15 protein-coding genes and 1 other RNA gene are annotated in these 17,013 nt (G+C 44.5%); 8 read left to right on the top strand and 8 right to left on the bottom strand.

What is annotated here, in order from left to right; translation table 11 throughout:
- Positions 1-219: 219 nt before the first annotated feature.
- The 5 genes from R7E38_RS04245 (at position 220) to serA (ending at position 3,543) form a co-directional block, all read left to right on the top strand.
- Complete coding sequence (locus R7E38_RS04245; RefSeq protein ID WP_005384553.1) at positions 220-528, top strand: cell division protein ZapA; 309 nt, start codon at positions 220-222, stop codon at positions 526-528.
- A gap of 8 nt (positions 529-536) precedes the next feature.
- A non-coding RNA gene (gene ssrS / locus R7E38_RS04240) (6S RNA) lies at positions 537-721 on the top strand.
- Between the two features lie 5 nt (positions 722-726).
- Positions 727-1,326, top strand: a complete 600-nt coding sequence (locus R7E38_RS04235) for a 5-formyltetrahydrofolate cyclo-ligase (RefSeq protein ID WP_025768838.1) — start codon at positions 727-729, stop codon at positions 1,324-1,326.
- 53 nt (positions 1,327-1,379) lie between these two features.
- Positions 1,380-2,036 (top strand): ribose-5-phosphate isomerase RpiA, encoded by a 657-nt coding sequence (gene rpiA / locus R7E38_RS04230; protein WP_005380982.1) that lies wholly within the window; start codon positions 1,380-1,382, stop codon positions 2,034-2,036.
- Positions 2,037-2,310: 274 nt separating this feature from the next.
- On the top strand, positions 2,311-3,543 hold the full coding sequence (serA, locus tag R7E38_RS04225) for a phosphoglycerate dehydrogenase (protein WP_017821632.1): 1,233 nt from the start codon (positions 2,311-2,313) through the stop codon (positions 3,541-3,543).
- 71 nt (positions 3,544-3,614) lie between these two features.
- Here serA and R7E38_RS04220 read toward each other — a convergent pair whose 3' ends face one another.
- Together R7E38_RS04220 and R7E38_RS04215 are read right to left on the bottom strand one after the other, a co-directional pair.
- Positions 3,615-4,307, bottom strand: a complete 693-nt coding sequence (locus R7E38_RS04220; RefSeq protein WP_042521284.1) for an oxidative stress defense protein — start codon at positions 4,305-4,307, stop codon at positions 3,615-3,617.
- Positions 4,308-4,514: 207 nt separating this feature from the next.
- On the bottom strand, positions 4,515-5,411 hold the full coding sequence (locus tag R7E38_RS04215; protein ID WP_005380990.1) for a LysR family transcriptional regulator ArgP: 897 nt from the start codon (positions 5,409-5,411) through the stop codon (positions 4,515-4,517).
- A gap of 147 nt (positions 5,412-5,558) precedes the next feature.
- Between R7E38_RS04215 and R7E38_RS04210 the strand changes: the two genes are divergently transcribed.
- Complete coding sequence (locus R7E38_RS04210) at positions 5,559-6,188, top strand: LysE/ArgO family amino acid transporter (protein WP_213899242.1); 630 nt, start codon at positions 5,559-5,561, stop codon at positions 6,186-6,188.
- 26 nt (positions 6,189-6,214) lie between these two features.
- Positions 6,215-6,697, top strand: coding sequence for a YbaK/EbsC family protein (locus R7E38_RS04205; RefSeq protein ID WP_042521288.1), 483 nt, complete (start codon positions 6,215-6,217; stop codon positions 6,695-6,697).
- 47 nt (positions 6,698-6,744) lie between these two features.
- Here the strand turns inward: R7E38_RS04205 and mscS are convergent, their stop codons facing one another.
- From mscS to R7E38_RS04180, 5 genes are all read right to left on the bottom strand, one after another.
- The gene (mscS, locus tag R7E38_RS04200) at positions 6,745-7,611 is read right to left on the bottom strand and encodes a small-conductance mechanosensitive channel MscS (RefSeq protein WP_005384548.1); all 867 of its coding nucleotides are present in this window, start codon (positions 7,609-7,611) and stop codon (positions 6,745-6,747) included.
- A 425-nt stretch (positions 7,612-8,036) separates the two neighbouring features.
- On the bottom strand, positions 8,037-9,113 hold the full coding sequence (fbaA, locus tag R7E38_RS04195; protein ID WP_005380996.1) for a class II fructose-bisphosphate aldolase: 1,077 nt from the start codon (positions 9,111-9,113) through the stop codon (positions 8,037-8,039).
- Between the two features lie 154 nt (positions 9,114-9,267).
- On the bottom strand, positions 9,268-10,428 hold the full coding sequence (locus R7E38_RS04190; protein ID WP_005384547.1) for a phosphoglycerate kinase: 1,161 nt from the start codon (positions 10,426-10,428) through the stop codon (positions 9,268-9,270).
- A gap of 151 nt (positions 10,429-10,579) precedes the next feature.
- Positions 10,580-11,617, bottom strand: a complete 1,038-nt coding sequence (epd, locus tag R7E38_RS04185) for an erythrose-4-phosphate dehydrogenase (protein ID WP_005384545.1) — start codon at positions 11,615-11,617, stop codon at positions 10,580-10,582.
- A gap of 136 nt (positions 11,618-11,753) precedes the next feature.
- Entirely contained in the window at positions 11,754-13,712 is a 1,959-nt protein-coding gene (locus R7E38_RS04180; RefSeq protein ID WP_104975596.1) for a ligand-gated channel protein, read from the bottom strand.
- A gap of 140 nt (positions 13,713-13,852) precedes the next feature.
- Here R7E38_RS04180 and R7E38_RS04175 point away from each other — a divergent pair, with 140 nt between their 5' ends.
- The gene (locus tag R7E38_RS04175; protein WP_054866487.1) at positions 13,853-14,746 is read left to right on the top strand and encodes a LysR family transcriptional regulator; all 894 of its coding nucleotides are present in this window, start codon (positions 13,853-13,855) and stop codon (positions 14,744-14,746) included.
- A gap of 91 nt (positions 14,747-14,837) precedes the next feature.
- Here R7E38_RS04175 and tkt read toward each other — a convergent pair whose 3' ends face one another.
- Positions 14,838-16,832 (bottom strand): transketolase, encoded by a 1,995-nt coding sequence (tkt, locus tag R7E38_RS04170; protein WP_226083681.1) that lies wholly within the window; start codon positions 16,830-16,832, stop codon positions 14,838-14,840.
- Positions 16,833-17,013: the final 181 nt, after the last annotated feature.

Here is a 17,013-nt window from a genome sequence, read left to right as displayed (position 1 = left end):
TGGTATATCCTACCATCAAGGTTAGTGGTCTGAAACGGCTATCAAATTCAATTTTGGACAGCATTTGTTCAATTTGCCCAATTCCTGTGTGATCTCGTCATCATTTCTCTTTCTGTGATGGGAAATGCTTGAATCTTAATAGCGGTTTTCCTATAGTTTGCTCCTCGGTAGTTGTATGAAGCAACACCTTAGATAGCGCGAATATAGAGTTTATTCATCATGAGCAATCAAGCGATCGACGTTGAAATATTAGGCAAACTTACACGAGTGAATTGTCCGACAGGACAAGAAGAGTCTCTTGTTGCAGCGGCAAAAGATCTGGATCGCCGATTGAAAGAAATGAGCGAACGTACTAAGGTAACCAATGAAATCCAACTGCTGACCTTTGCTGCATTGAATATTTGCTATGAGTTGCACACCAAGTCATACGAATCCAATGGTCAACAGCAAGAAATTACTGAGCGAATGGAAAAGCTCACCGCGTCTTTAGAGAACGCACTAAGCAAAGTTACGCAAGGACAGCAGTAAATACAAAATTTACCCTGGGGTGTGCGTCAGCAGGATTTAAGTCCCTGAGCCGATAAGCAATACCTAAGGGTTAGTATTTGGTAACTATTGAGCAAGCTCGGCATGCACCGAGAAGCCTACGGTTGTCATTGCTGATCCGCCTTGAACCAGCTGGTTCAAGGGCCACAATCCTCAACGGCACCCTGGGGTATTCTCTCTATGTCAGACCTCTCTCGACAAGACTTCCGCAAACTGATTCGTGAAAAGCGCAACGCTCTGTGCAGTGATACACAATACCAAGCGGGAATCGACCTTATTACTCAATTTTCCCAACTTCCTGAAATCGAGCAGGCGCAACATATTGCCATCTACCTTTCTGCAGACGGTGAGCTTGATACTAAACCGCTCATTGAATGGTTATGGCAACAGGGAAAATCGGTTTATCTGCCCGTCATCCATCCCTTTTCTAAAGGTCAGTTACTGTTTCTTCAGTATATAAGTGATGAACAGCTCGTCTACAACAAGTACGGCATCTTAGAGCCCAAGCTCGATATCAGACACCTCAAACCCGTTCGCCAGCTTGATTTAATCTGCACGCCTTTAGTTGGGTTCGACAGCATCGGACACCGCTTAGGCATGGGCGGAGGGTACTACGATCGTACTCTGTCACGTTGGTTTATAACTGGAGAGGGTGCTAAACCTGTCGGTATCGCTCATGACTGCCAACATGTAGAACGCTTACCAATTGAAAGCTGGGACATTCCATTGCCTAAGATCGTGACCCCAAGCCAAATATGGCAATGGGAAAGTGACAAGTAAGCCGCTATAATCACGCCCGCAAACGTTAACGAACATCTATTCAGGAGATTGGCATGACTCAAGATGAAATGAAAAAAGCGGCTGGTTGGGCAGCACTAAAATATGTTGAGAAAGGCAGCATTGTCGGTGTTGGTACTGGCTCTACCGTGAATCACTTCATCGATGCACTAGGCACTATCAAAGATGATATTAAAGGTGCAGTGTCTAGCTCTGTCGCTTCAACTGAGCGCCTTAAAGAGCTTGGTATTGAAGTATACGAGTGTAACGATGTAATGAAGCTGGATGTGTATGTTGATGGCGCAGATGAGATCAACCCAGCACGTGAAATGATCAAAGGCGGCGGCGCGGCTCTGACTCGTGAGAAAATTGTCGCAGCAATCTCTGATAAGTTCGTATGTATCGTTGACGGCACTAAAGCAGTTGACGTACTTGGCCAGTTCCCATTGCCTGTTGAAGTAATCCCAATGGCACGCTCTTACGTGGCTCGTGAATTGGTAAAACTAGGTGGTGATCCAGCTTACCGTGAAGGCGTTGTGACTGACAACGGCAACGTGATTCTGGATGTGCACAATATGCAAATTACCAACCCGAAAGAAATGGAAGACAAAATAAACGGCATCGCTGGTGTGGTGACTGTGGGTCTTTTCGCTCATCGTGGTGCAGACGTAGTGATCACTGGCACACCAGAAGGTGCAAAAATTGAAGAATAAATAACAGCCCAAAATGAACCTATCTGGTTCACTTTTCTGTTATTTCATTACATACGGTGCTGAAAGGCACCGTTTTTTATTCCTTTCTATAAGAAAATTATCTCTTATTCCGTAATTTTCTTACCCAAAGCAATTTTTTTTTGTTACTTTATTGAACAGAAGACGCACAGGGAAACGTTTGTCTTCCTACAAAACTGTTAATTATCCCCTTTTTAATAGTTTTGTCCAATGTGCGCCACATTAGCCCACCTTTCCATTTTAAGGACGAGAAAAAATGGCCAAAGTTTCACTGGAAAAAGAAAAGATTAAGATCCTCTTGTTAGAGGGACTCCACCCTTCTTCAGTTGAAGTTCTTCAAGCAGCTGGTTATACCAACATTGAATACCATAAAGGTTCCCTTCCGGAAGAAGAACTAATTGAAGCGGTAAAAGACGTGCACTTCATTGGTATCCGCTCCCGTACGAACCTATCCGAAGAGGTAATCAATGCGGCGAACAAGCTGGTTGCAATTGGCTGTTTTTGTATTGGTACTAACCAAGTAAACCTAGATGCAGCAGCAAAACGCGGTATTCCTGTCTTTAATGCACCATTCTCTAACACTCGAAGCGTGGCAGAGCTTGTACTTGGGCAAATCCTTTTACTAGTGCGTGGTATTCCTGAAAAGAATGCACTTGCACATCGCGGTATTTGGAAGAAAAGTGCAGACAACTCTTACGAAGCTCGTGGTAAGTGCCTTGGCATTATCGGATACGGTCACATTGGTACGCAGCTTGGTATTATTGCCGAAAACTTAGGTATGCGCGTTTACTACTACGATATTGAGAACAAACTGTCCCTTGGTAATGCGACGCAAGTACATACCATGAGTGAACTATTGAACAAATGTGATGTGATTTCTTTGCACGTTCCCGAAACACCGGAAACGAAAAACATGATGGGTGAAGCTGAATTTGCTCGAATGAAACCAGGTTCCATCTTTATCAACGCGGCACGTGGCACCGTTGTGGATATTCCTGCACTTTGCCATAGCTTAGAAGCTGGTCACCTTGCCGGCGCTGCAATTGATGTATTCCCAACTGAACCAAAAACAAATGCTGACCCGTTCGAGTCTCCTTTACAAAAATTCGATAACGTCATTCTCACTCCACACGTTGGTGGTTCAACGCAAGAAGCACAAGAGAATATCGGCTTAGAAGTGGCGGGCAAACTGGCTAAGTACTCTGATAACGGATCGACACTTTCAAGCGTAAACTTCCCTGAAGTGTCATTGCCAGAACACAGTGGTGAGTGCTCTCGTCTGCTTCATATCCACAAGAACCGTCCTGGTATCCTAACTCAGATCAACACCATCTTTGCTGAAGAAGGCATTAACATTGCCGCGCAGTACCTACAAACAGCCGCTGAAATAGGCTACGTAGTGATCGACGTTGAAACTGAACGAGCAGAAGAAGCTCTAACAAAGCTCAAAAACATTGAAGGCACAATCCGTGCTCGTATCCTTCACTAAACAGTGAAACAGAAACGACAAAGGCAGGGGTTATGACTCCCTGCCTTTTGCTTTTTACTGTTTGCTAAGCCTTACTTTAGCTTATAAATGACATCGACTTGATCGCGAATGATCATAGTTGAATCTTGGTAGCTATTCGCTCCTTCTTTACTATCCATCGCCATTGAACGCATTAACACAGGCTGAACGTGCATCTGTCTGTAATTGATCTGCCATACATCGCCCAACTTTTTCTCAAAACCAGTCGCTAATGACCCTGCTTTTTCTCTTGCGTCCTTAATCGCAGCCATTCGTGCCTTTTGCTGATACTCGACTTGGTTGCTTACCTTAAGTTGAATATTATCAACCTGATTAATTCCCGCTTCTAACGCCATATCTAGGTATTGGTTAAGGTTTTTCAGATCCGTCACCGTGACATCAATACTGCGAGATGCTCGATACCCAACAAGTTCTGCTTTTCCTGATTTAGGGTAATGGTACTGAGGAGCAAGGTATAAATTCGAGCTAGTAATATTGTCTTTTGACAAGCCGGCATCCGACAAGCTTTTTAGAAACTCTTCAACGGTTTTATCTACGGACAATTTCGCTTGTTCGGCCGTCATTGTCGTATCGACTACTTTTACAGAAAACGTAGCCATATCAGGTGTGGCCGTCACTTCGCCATACCCCGTTGTCGTAACATGAGCAAACTCTGGCGTATTCGCCAAAACTGAAGCACTGGTAAGGCTGAGTGCTGAAGCCAGCAAAAATGAATACAATTTCATTCAATAAATCCATCCATACAAAATTAAGTACTTAATCTCAGATTCCAACATCACTATCATGGCTGAGAAAGCGTGTGGTTTCATAATAGAAACTTCCGCCGATTATCCAAGCACCCATAGTGACTTCTAACACAACTTTGACTATGTAACATTGGCGTAATTTTTAAACAAAACACACTAAGTTAACGATATGCAGCTCTGACAAACTTATTGAGGTAGATGCTGCTGCGCATACCCCACTATTGCGTGTGAGATTTCTTGTAATACCCCAGTTTCTAACTGCCAGTGGTGCCAATAAATCCGATGGGACATTAAAAAACCTGGAGTCACATCAACCAACACACCTCTGTCTAATTCGTCGGTAATTTGCAAGCGGGGGATCAAGCAATAAGCAACACCAGCTAACGCCACTTTTAGAAACGCTTCAGAACTACTGATGTTGTGATGAATAACGCTGTCAGGATTGACGTTAAAATGCTCGGTAAGAAATGTTTTATGTAGATCATCATATTGGTCATATGAAACGGCCGGTGCTTTTGCCAATGTCTGATTATTTACGCCTTTAGAAAAATAACGCTGATAGAACTCTGGGCTCGCGACACAAACATAATCGATGCGACCTAAATAGTCTGCTCTGCATCCGGGGATTGGCTGGGACTCCAAGCTGATCGCTCCTGTCACTTCGCCACTTTTGAGTTTTTCAATAGAGCGGTATTCACCATAGATAGTCAGTTTTAGTTCAACTTGACGCTGCTTCATAACATTTTGCAGCGCTGGCAGTAGCCATGTTGCAAGGCTATCTGCATTAGTCGCTAAAGAGAGTTGCACAGGTCGCGTACTGGTATCATTCTTTAGTTCGGGGAGAATTTCATGCTCTAGCAAGCGTACTCGCCGATAAAGACCCAACAATTTTTTACCAATTGGCGTTGGCTTAGGTGGCTGGCTTCGAATTAAAACAGGCTGCGCGAGAAACTTCTCTAACTGCTTGATACGTTGAGAAATGGCGGATTGAGAAACAAATAAATGCTCAGCAGCACGCTCAAAGCTACCCTGATAAACTATAGCGTCTAATGCCTCAATCCATTTGTAATCTAACCCTCGCATACCTTCCCTCTCACTCCAGATCAAACGCCTCCCGTTAAATTAGTCTATCTAATGTAAGATTAAAATCATTAATTACACTTATTTAGATAAACACTTTATCTTTCCCCTTTCTGTAAATGTATTTGTTATTTTGAAGTGAGGTGAAGTGTGAGCTTGTGGGTTCTATTGCAAGGTTTTGGTTTAGGAGCATCAATGATCATTCCGATCGGGGCGCAAAATGCGTATGTTTTGAATCAAGGCATAAAGCGTAACCACCACCTAACAACCGCCACTATTTGTAGCGTGCTAGATATGATTTTCATCTCTCTAGGTATCTTTGGTGGTGGTGCAATTCTGTCTCAAAATGAAATCTTACTGACGTCGGTGACACTTGGTGGTATTGCTTTCTTGAGCTTCTATGGACTGCTCTCGCTAAAAAGTGCTTTTAAGCCAGAGAGTGAATCGGAATCAAAAGGGGAGATCGTAGCTCGAGGTCGTCGAACGGTTATTCTAGGTGCGTTAGCTGTCACTGTGCTTAATCCGCACTTATATTTAGATACAGTCGTTATTCTAGGTTCGATCGGTGGACAATTTGAAGGCCATGATCGCATTGCTTTTGCACTAGGTACGATTATGGCTTCCTTTGTTTGGTTCTACACTTTATCGATAGGAGCAGCCAAACTAGGTCCAACACTCTCTCAACCAAAAGTGAAAAAAAACATCGACATTGCAATCGCAATGATGATGTTCACAATAGCGTATATCTTAGCGAGTGAGCTTATTGATAAGTATTGGTAATCACCAGGTAGTAAGGCAGCAAAGACATGGAGTCACTAAAACATATTTATAACAACAATAGAGAGCGATTCAACGCGCTCTCTATTCCTTTTCGGGAATGGCAGCACGAAGCCATCTTAGACTTTGAGACAGATATACGCATTGCGAGAGAGCTTGGTTGGACGGGTACGCATACCAAAAGCCTCTTTTTAACACTCAAAGGACAAGGTTACGCGGTTTATCTGACAGATAAGGACTCGCGCCTCGATGCCAAGCAGATTAAAGCGATTACAGGTAAACGTCCCTCTATTTGTAATGATGATGAAATGGTCGAAGTGTTAGGTTGCGTACCCGGCGCGGTTTGCCCAATAGGCTTACCGGAATACATCACTATCATTGTTGATACCAATCTCTATCAACATCAAGAGTTGCTCTATACGCCTGGCTTACCTGAGTTCACATTTGGATTTGCAGGTAAACATCTAAAACGCCTCTTACTTGCTGGTCATCACACCCTTTACGAAATATAAAAAAGCGAGGCCTATTGGCCTCGCTTTTGAATATCGACTGCTTTTGATTAAGCGTCGACTTTGTTCAGGTGAACATCCATTTGTGGGAATGGAATCTCGATACCATTTTCATCCAATGCTTCTTTAATACCTTGCATTGCATCAAAGTATACGCCCCAGTAATCTGCAGTTTTCACCCATGGACGAACCACAAAGTTAACTGAAGAGTCTGCTAACGTAAGTACACCAATTGTGATATCTGGGTCTTTCAAGATACGTGGATCTTTCTCTAGCGTCTCACGAATCACTTTCTTCGTTAGTTTAAGGTCTGCTTTGTATGAAACACCAATCACTAGGTCGACACGTCGTGTCGCATGGCGAGAGTAGTTAGTAATGGCACCGCCGATAACTGAAGAGTTAGGCACAACAACCATTTTGTTGTCTGGTGTTTTTAGAACGGTTTGGAAGATTTGAATTGCTTCAACACTACCCGCTACACCACCGATTTCTACGTAGTCGCCTGATTTGAATGGACGGAACGCAACAATAAGTACGCCTGCTGCAAAGTTTGATAGTGAACCTTGTAGTGCAAGACCAACAGCAAGACCTGCCGCACCAATCACAGCAACAACAGAAGCGGTTTGAACTCCTAATCGACCAAGAGCCGCGATTAGCACGATTACAAATAGCAAGTAACGAACAAGACCGTGAATAAATTCAACGACGGCCTTATCCATGTTTTTCTTTTCTAGTACTTTAGAAACACTACCAGCGACTGCCTTAACGATAAGATTACCGATAAACAGAATAAGCACCGCAGAGATAATGTTCACACCGTACTGAACCAGTAGATCTGAATTGTTTGTCAGCCAAGTTTCAGCCTGAGTTAGACCATCCGTTAAAGTGGTATCGATACCCACCGATTCACCTGCCATAATTCTTATCCTCAAAAATAAAGAGATATAAATCCAATTGCCGTTAATTTATGAACCTTGTTTTTTAAAGGCTCTTTTCTAAAACAACATCCCTATTGCTCCACTGAACAGTGTCAGATTTTTGGCACAATATCCCAACTCTGACTTTTTTCAAAGTCAGAGTTTCGCAAAGATATGCAAAACAAGACTTTATCAGAGCTTTCTGACACTGACTTGTTACAGGTTACGCAATGCACTCTGATTTCGCCACTCTTAAGACTGATATTCCCATGTTTTCTTTAAAAAAAACGTTAAAGGTGAGATATCTCACTAGCAAATACAACCTAACGCATAAAAATATCGGGAGAAAGCAGAGGGGAAGAAAATGATAGACATAAAAAAACCCGCTCAAAGAGCGGGTTTTTAAGTAACTTAATCAGTAACGATTATAGTACGTCAACTGCGTTAAGGTCAGCAAATGCTTGCTCTAGACGAGTAACCATTGAAGCTTGGCCTGCACGTAGCCATACGCGTGGATCGTAGTACTTCTTGTTTGGTGCATCTTCACCAGTTGGGTTACCGATCTGGCCTTGTAGGTAATCGTGGTTTTCAGCTTCGAACTTACGGATACCATCCCAAGTAGCCCACTGTGTATCAGTATCGATGTTCATTTTGATTACACCGTAGCCGATAGATTCACGAATTTCTTCTAGAGAAGAACCTGAACCGCCGTGGAATACGAAGTTTAGAGAGTTCGCTGGAAGACCGAATTTCTCAGAAACGTGCGCTTGAGAATCACGTAGGATAGTTGGAGTTAGTACAACGTTACCTGGCTTGTATACGCCGTGTACGTTACCGAAAGATGCTGCGATAGTGAAACGGTGGCTGATTGCGCTTAGTTTCTCGTATGCGTATGCAACGTCTTCTGGAGAAGTGTATAGCTCAGACGCATCCATATCAGAGTTGTCAACGCCGTCTTCTTCACCACCAGTACAACCTAGTTCGATTTCTAGAGTCATGTTCATTTTAGCCATGCGCTCTAGGTACTTAGCAGAAATTTCGATGTTCTCTTCTAGAGACTCTTCAGAAAGGTCGATCATGTGAGAAGAGAATAGTGGCTTACCAGTTTGCGCGAAGTACTCTTCACCAGCGTCTAGTAGACCGTCGATCCAAGGAAGTAGTTTCTTAGCTGCGTGGTCAGTGTGTAGGATTACTGGAACACCGTAAGCTTCAGCTACAGCGTGAACGTATTTCGCACCAGCAACAGCACCTAGGATTTGAGCTTCTTGACCTTCAAGTTTTAGACCTTTACCAGCAAAGAAAGCAGCGCCACCGTTAGAGAACTGAACGATAACTGGAGCTTTAACTTTTGCAGCTGCTTCAAGTACTGCGTTTACAGAGTCAGTACCCACACAGTTTACTGCTGGAAGTGCAAAGCTGTTTTCTTTTGCAACTTCAAATACTTTCTGAACGTCATCGCCAGAGATAACACCTGGTTTTACGAAGTCGAAGATCTTAGACATGGATGTAATCCTATTTATCTGTCGTTTTTAAACAAAACTTGTTAAGTTGAAAATCTTGCAAACGTTTGCTCACAACTGAGGCTATTCTAGCAGAGTTCCTCACACGTTGCAGCAAACAAGAAAGCGGGAGAATCACTCCCCCGCTTTGCTTTAATTACTTAGCGCGTGCTTCTAGCATTTCTACTGCTGGAAGAACTTTACCTTCTACGAACTCAAGGAAAGCGCCGCCGCCAGTAGAGATGTAAGATACATCCGCTTTGATACCGAACTTGTCGATAGCTGCTAGCGTGTCACCACCGCCTGCAACAGAGAAGCCTTCAGAAGCTGCGATAGCTTCAGAGATACCTTTAGTACCTGCTTCGAAGTTCTTGAATTCGAATACGCCTACTGGACCATTCCATAGGATAGTCTTAGCGTTTTTAAGGATTTCAGCTAGTTCAGCTGTTGAATCTGGACCAAGGTCGAAGATCATGTCGTCGTCTTGTACTTCAGAAACGTGCTTAATTTCAGCTTCTGCGTTCTCGTCGAATGCTTTCGCACATGCAACGTCAGTTGCTACTGGAATTGCACACTCGTCCATTAGCTTCTTAGCTGTTTCAACTAGGTCTGCTTCGTATAGAGACTTACCAACGTTGTGGCCAGCAGCTGCGATGAATGTGTTAGCAATACCACCACCAACAACGAGTTGGTCAGCGATTTTAGATAGAGACTCAAGAACCGTTAGCTTAGTAGAAACTTTTGAACCACCTACGATAGCAACCATTGGACGAGCTGGCTTGTCCATTGCTTTGCCTAGCGCTTCTAGTTCGTTCGCTAGTAGAGGACCAGCACATGCTACGTCTGCGTGCATACCAACGCCGTGAGTAGATGCTTGAGCACGGTGAGCCGTACCGAATGCGTCCATTACGAATACGTCACATAGTGCTGCGTATTTCTTAGATAGCTCTTCGTCGTTTTTCTTTTCGCCTTTGTTGAAGCGAACGTTTTCAAGAACAACAAGTTCACCCGCATTTAGCTCTAGGCCATCTAGGTAGTCTTTTGCTAGCTTCACTTCGCAATCTAGTGCGTCGTTTAGGTAGTTAACAACTGGTTGTAGAGAGAACTCTTCAGCGTATTCACCTTCAGTTGGGCGACCTAGGTGAGACGTAACCATTACTTTAGCGCCTGCTTCTAGGCAGTGCTTAATAGTTGGAAGAGATGCGATGATACGTGCATCCGAAGTTACTTTACCGTCTTTTACTGGCACGTTTAGGTCAGCACGGATAAATACACGTTTACCTGCAAGATCCAGGTCAGTCATCTTGATTACAGACATGATGTGTCCTCTCAAATATTTAATAATTAAAGTTTTTGAAAACTCGGCAACCCTGCCAAGCCTGTTAATTCTTCAAACTGGTTATAGATATGGAGATATTATGGATTTATTTCAAGGCTAGAAATAAAAATTCTCCATCACTTCTTCGTCATTACTGTTCCACTTGCGAAGAAGCTTGCATTGCTAAGGCAGTATCCAGCATCCGGTTAGCAAAGCCCCATTCGTTGTCGCACCAAACGAGCATTTTTACGAGTTGCCCGTTACTCACTCTAGTCTGGCTTCCATCCACAATCGCACTATGGGGGTCGTGGTTAAAGTCGATGGAAACGAGTGGCGATTCAGTATAGTCAACAATGTTACGTAATGTACACTGAGATGCGTTAACAATGGTTTGATTTACGTCATTAACTTTCACATTTGTACTAATTGTGACACTTAAATCCATTGCAGTGACGTTAACCGTTGGAACACGAACAGAAATTGCTTCGAATTTGTTGGAAAATTTCGGGAAGATCCTTTCAATCCCCTTATGCAACTTAGTGTCCACCGGAATAATAGATTGGCTTGCAGCACGGGTACGGCGTAAGTCGTTATGATACGCATCAATTACTTGTTGATCGTTCATGGACGAATGAATTGTGGTAATGGTGCCAGACTCTATGCCGAAGGCTTCGTCTAGTACTTTAATGATGGGAACGATACAGTTGGTGGTGCAAGAGCCATTGGAGACAACACGGTGCTCGTCTTTCAGAGTTTCGTGGTTCACGCCATAGATAATCGTATTATCTAGGTCGTTTGCGCCCGGGTGCGAAAACAGTACTTTCTTCGCGCCTGCTTCTATATGCGCTTGCCCATCCGCTTGCGAACCAAATACGCCAGTGCAATCCAAGACGATATCAACTTCTAAATCACGCCAAGGAAGTAATTCGATTTCGGAGAGATGGAGAATGCGAATGGAATCATATTCACCGCTGTCATGATGAACATGCAAATGTTCTTGGTCATGGGAAATTTTTTTACCAAAGCGACCATGACTGGTGTCATATTGCAGTAGGTGTGCCATCGCCTCTGGCTGTGCTAGTTCGTTTACCGCCACAACCTTGATCTGCTGGTGTTTTCCGCTTTCATACACCGCTCGCAGAACATTACGACCTATACGTCCAAATCCATTGATCGCAACCTTTAGCATTTATCCTTCGCCCTACCAAAAATTTCGTGTCACAGATACTACCTGATCAGGCTGACAAACGCACCTGTTGAATCAAAGTAAAGCAGGATTAAAAAAAGGTCGAGACTATGCTCGACCTTATTACAACGATAGATAATTAAAATGCGACGTCTAAACCTAACCAGTAGCGACGACCATCTTCAATATATCCGTATTCTTCGTAACTGATTTCCTCGTCCAGCAAGTTATAGATAGCGCCTTTAATACGAGTATTGTCGGTTAACTGGTATGTCACACCGGCGTCCACAAAGGTATAAGCTGGCTCTACGATACTGTTTCTTGATGGGCCAGTAACCGGATCCATTTCTTTACCTCGGTACGTGACTTTCGCCCAGCTCTCTAGATCTGTTGTCGTTTGCCAAGTCACATCCACATTAAACAGATGCTTTGGTAACTGCTGCAGCGGCATGCCTTTGTATTCACCTGTTTTTTGCTCTGAGTCGGTAAATGTGTAGCTCGAGCTGAGGTAAATGGTTTCCGTTAATGGCGATGCTAAGGTCGCTTCAATACCTTGTGTGACCGCTTCGTCCACGTTAATGCGGTACGTTGGATCTGCACCCCATTGGTTTGGTCCATCTGTACAGATGGTATCTGGACAAACAACACGTGTGATCTTGTCTTTGAACTCATTATGGAACGCAGTCAAAGAGACATCTAAGCCAGAATCACCTTGATACAAGACGCTGATTTCTTTGTTTAGCGACGTTTCAGGGTCAAGATCTGGGTTACCGTAGATATTACCGCCACCACTGACTTGCGCCCAGCCAGGAGTAATTTCACGTAATTGTGGAGAACGGAAACCTGTTGCCACACCGCCTTTCACCGTCCAAGACGGATCAACTCGCCATACACCGTAAACACGCGGACTAAAATGAGCGCCATAGTTTTCGTCATGATCTAGACGGCCGCCAAGCGTAACGCTAAACGGATCGGCGATTCTCCATTCATCTTCAATGAAAACAGCCCACTGCGTATTCGATGTTTCAGTCTTCGATGACGCTTTGTTGGAGGTGAAATCCTCAAGCTCTGCATGAGTGGCGTCCACACCCGTCGTCAACGTATGGTTTCCGATACCAGTCACCAAGCTCGATTTGAACGTGGTGTTGGTGATCGTCATCTCACGAGATTTGTTCTCGCTCTCTTCTCGCTGTAAGTAAGTATCTGAAATGCCAATCGAATCCCAATCACCGTTGTGGCTTACCGTTACGTAATTACGACGATATTCATTCAGTGAGTCTTCACACCCACCACGACACCCAGTGGTCGGCACTGAAAGGCCCACATTACCACGACGACTTTGTGCCGACGTGCCACCTTCTAATTGCACCGAATGGCGCTCATTAATCTGGTAAGTCAGTTTTGAAGAGATACTCTGCATATCTTTATCTTCATAACCGTATTCGATGTCATCTTCTTCTCTGGTTGTGTACTGACCATATACTTGGAGAGATAAATTTTCAGCCAACGGACCATTAACGAAAAAGTTCGCGCTCTGCTCTCCCCCTGAGCGGCTATTCTCTTGTATTACCGTGCCCAGTTGAACATTACCCGTCCACTCTAGCGCATCTTTTCGTGTGATGACGTTAATCACACCACCAATCGCATCAGAACCGTAAAGCGTCGACATTGGGCCACGAATAACTTCGATTCGCTCAATCGCTTGAAGAGGAGGTAACCAACCTTGTTCGATACCAGGACCGTCACTATTTGGACGAGTTTCACGCGTGCTTTGACGTTTACCGTCGACCAGTATCAAAGTGTATTTAGAACCCATACCACGGATACTAATGTCGGTGGTATCACCACCACCTGTCACGACGACACCTGGCACACTTTTTAGTGCATCAGTCACATCGCGGTAATAACGAGAGTCCAACTCCTCACGTGAAATCACACTAATACTTGCAGGCGCGTCCGCTTGAGATTGCTCATAACTTGATGCAGTTACAACCACTGTTTCCATTTTAGAAACTGCATCATTGGCAAAAACATGAGGGACACTGACGAAGGCTAAAATACCAGTTGCGGTAATAACTGGCAGTCTAAGAGTAGACATCTACATCTCCATAATTGATAATGATTATTATTTTCGAAAGTGAATTATTCACAAATAGAATGAGATGCATAGTGAGAGTTATGGAACGGTTCTTTCCATTTATGGAACTCGTACATAACGCAGTAAGGAGTAAAAGAAATATGCACGACTTAGCATCAATTAGAGCCTTTGATGCGCTCAATCAGCATAAAAGTTTGACAGCCGCTGCTAAAGCCCTTAATCAGCCAAAATCAACGCTAAGTCGTCGCTTGGCACAATTAGAAGAAGACTTCGGTCAGGCTCTAACCGCCAGACAAGGTAATCGATTAGTTCTGACAAGAGCTGGAGAAATCTTTGCCCACTACAGCCGCCAGATTCTTGAGTTAAGTGAAGAGAGTTATGATGCACTGCAAGGTTTAACGAACCAAGTTTCAGGGCCACTGCATATTGTTTGTCACACTGCCTTAGTTAGAAGCTGGCTCGGCGGCGTACTCAATCGTTTTCTTGCTGCTAATCCCGATGTTAGAGTTCAACTTACCAGTGACTTTTCTGAGGCGCATCATGACCCAGATTTGTTCATCTGGCTCGGTGAACGTAAAGAGCTAGACTGGCGAAAAGAAGTGCTGGGGGTATTTCGCTATACGCCTTTTGCCTCTCCAAATTATCTAAAACAACATGGGCCTATACCGCACCCCAAAGAACTTGAAGCACATCCATGGATCGATTTTGGTTCAGTGCAAGAAAATGGATTGATGCTAGCACACCCTCAACACGGTGAGTTCTTTTTAGAGCCCTTTGTTAGTCGCTTATACAGCGACAACATAGCAATGCAAATAGACAGTATCGCGAATGGTCATGGTATTGGACTGCTGCCGACTTGGACAGCATGCGGCTATGAGAAACATCACCCAGGGCGAATCACACCTTGCTTAGAAGGTTGGCTTTCTGAGCCTATTTCCATTAACTGCTATACACCAGCAGGACGACCACCACTGCGCTTATCCGTACTTTTAGACTGCATTCACCAAAGCATTCCACAAGGTTGGAAAACCTGACAAAAATAAAAAGGCCATCATAATGATGGCCTTTCTAACTTTAGCATCTAACAGTTGTCGTTTACGTTCGACTGTTTAGATGGTCCTGCAATTACGCTAGCAATTCTTTTGCTGTGTTCACTACGTTTTCAGTCGTGAAGCCAAACATCTCGAATAGCTGACCAGCAGGTGCAGATTCACCGAATGTTGTCATACCGATGATGCGACCGTCAAAGCCAACGTACTTGTACCAGAAATCCGCAATGCCCGCTTCAATAGCGATACGTGCCGTTACGTCTGATGGCAGTACAGATTCACGGTAAGCAGCGTCTTGTTTGTCGAATGCGTCTGTTGATGGCATTGAAACAACGCGTACTTTCTTGCCTTCTGAAGTTAGTTGCTCAGCGGCTTTCACTGCAAGCTCAACCTCAGAACCTGTTGCGATAAGGATTAGATCAGGCTTACCTTCGCTATCTTTCAGGATGTAGGCACCTTTCGCGATGTCTGCGACTTGTTCAGCAGTACGCTCTTGTTGCGCTAGGTTTTGACGAGAGAAGATAAGTGCAGTTGGTGCATCTTTACGTTCAATCGCTAGTTTCCATGCAACTGCAGACTCAACTTGGTCACATGGGCGCCATGTGCTCATGTTTGGAGTTACACGTAGAGACGCCATTTGCTCAACAGGTTGGTGAGTTGGGCCATCTTCGCCAAGACCGATCGAATCATGCGTGTAAACTTGGATGTTCTGAATTTTCATCAGCGCAGCCATACGCATTGCGTTACGAGCATATTCCATGAACATTAGGAATGTTGCGCCGTAAGGAACGAAACCACCGTGCAATGCGATACCGTTGATGATAGCGGTCATACCGAATTCACGCACACCGTAGTGGATGTAGTTGCCAGAGAAGTCCTCCATTTCTAGAGACTTAGAACCAGACCACATGGTCAGGTTAGAAGGCGCTAGGTCAGCAGAACCACCCATAAACTCAGGAAGCATTTGACCAAACGCTTCTAGTGCATTTTGCGACGCTTTACGTGATGCAATGTTCGCTGGATTTGCTTGAAGATCGGCAATGATTTGGTTCGCTTTTTCTTCCCACTGTGCAGGAAGTTCGCCGTTTAGACGACGTTTAAGCTCTGCCGCTTCTGCAGGGTAAGCTGCAGCGTATGCTTCGAATTTTTCATTCCAAGCTGCTTCTTTCGCGGCGCCCGCTTCTTTTGCATCCCACTCAGCGTAAACATCTGCCGGGATCTCAAATGGGCCGTACTCCCAACCTAGGTATTCGCGAGCCGCTTGGATTTCATCGTGACCTAGTGGTGCACCGTGACAGTCGTGCGAACCAGACTTGTTAGGAGAACCGAAACCGATAATTGTTTTGGTACAGATAAGCGTAGGACGTGGGTCCGCTTTTGCTGCTTCAATTGCTGCGTTGATCGCGTCTGAGTCGTGACCATCGACTGCTGGGATTACATGCCAGCCGTACGCTTCAAAACGCTTAGGTGTATCGTCAGAGAACCAGCCTTCAACGTGACCGTCGATAGAAATGCCGTTGTCATCCCAGAACGCGATCAGTTTGCCTAGACCTAACGTCCCAGCAAGAGAGCATGCTTCATGCGAGATGCCTTCCATTAGACAGCCGTCACCCATGAACACATACGTAAAGTGGTCAACGATATCGTGACCTTCTTTGTTGAACTGTGCCGCTAGTGCTTTCTCTGCGATCGCCATACCAACAGCGTTAGTGATGCCTTGACCTAGAGGACCCGTTGTTGTCTCGATACCAGGCGCGTAGCCGTACTCTGGGTGACCTGGGGTTTTTGAGTGCAATTGACGGAAGTTTTTCAGATCGTCAATAGATAGCTCGTAACCGCTTAAGTGCAGTAGAGAGTAAATAAGCATTGACCCATGACCGTTTGACAGCACAAAGCGATCGCGGTCGGCCCACTCTGGGTTTGAAGGGTTATGGTTTAGGTGAGAGCGCCAAAGAACTTCAGCGATATCAGCCATACCCATTGGTGCGCCTGGGTGGCCTGAGTTAGCTTGTTGAACACCATCCATGCTTAGAGCACGAATTGCATTGGCAAGATGTTTACGAGACGACATGTCTGCTCCTGAGTACATTAAGCGAAACGAAAAGTAGGTCATAATTCTCTCAAAGCCCTGTTGGGTGTGCAAACGTTTTCCAGTCCAAAACCTCACAAATATTGCACCTTTCGCGCCAAATCGTTCGAAGTTCTTAAAATTATCAATAAATCAGGCAAACGTTTGGTTATAACAAAAACCA

The organism is Vibrio sp. Vb2131, from assembly GCF_033338535.1.
Classification (GTDB): Bacteria; Pseudomonadota; Gammaproteobacteria; order Enterobacterales; family Vibrionaceae; genus Vibrio; species Vibrio alginolyticus.
Note: the sequence above shows the minus strand (reverse complement) of the source record. Positions and strands in the feature narration are given on the sequence as shown.